Here is a 645-nt window from a genome sequence, read left to right on the forward strand (position 1 = left end):
AATTCTATTTCTCTGCAACCCGTAATACCAAGGCAACCAAGCGGTTCCTGGGCAAAGTCTTGAGAGGGCTGAAAGACTGGGAAAAGCCCCGTGCGATCAATACCGATAAGGTTCTCACATAGGGCGTGGCCATTTCCGCGCTGAGCGCAGATGGCAAATGCCCACAAGACACTGGACATCGCCAGGTCAAGTATCTGAACAATGTCGTTCAGACCGATCACGGCAAGCTGAAACAGCTGATCCGGCCGGTGCGCGCTTTCAAACGTTGGAGTTCGCCTACACGACATCAAGGGCTTTGAGGTCATGCGCGCTCTGCACAAGGCCAAGCCGGCATCTCCAACTTCTCAAATGATGTTCTCGGTGAAGCTCGCATCGTTGAACGAACGTTCGGCATTGGCACCTACGCTCTGGCAGAGGCGATGACCATGCTCAAAAACCATCTTCTGGATGCCAACGCCTGAACACGAGTCGGATACAATCCGACACCTGCCCAATTTTTTATATATGCAACAGCGACTCAATAATTCGGCTTACCCAGCTTGGCGCCTGATCCTAACAGTCTGGCCGTTTCACAAGCCGGTCAATAATAGGCCCAGATTGATACTTGGATACAATGCGATTAAGAGTTCCATCTTTCCGTATTTT

Annotated in this window: 1 pseudogene; it reads left to right on the forward strand. The window is 51.0% G+C overall.

Annotated elements, in window-relative coordinates:
* Nucleotides 1-461: pseudogene (locus tag E1180_RS00115) on the forward strand (DDE-type integrase/transposase/recombinase); the annotation flags it as partial.
* Nucleotides 462-645 lie beyond the last annotated feature (184 nt).

It is taken from the genome of Roseibium denhamense, from assembly GCF_009711415.1.
Classification (GTDB): Bacteria; Pseudomonadota; Alphaproteobacteria; order Rhizobiales; family Stappiaceae; genus Roseibium; species Roseibium denhamense.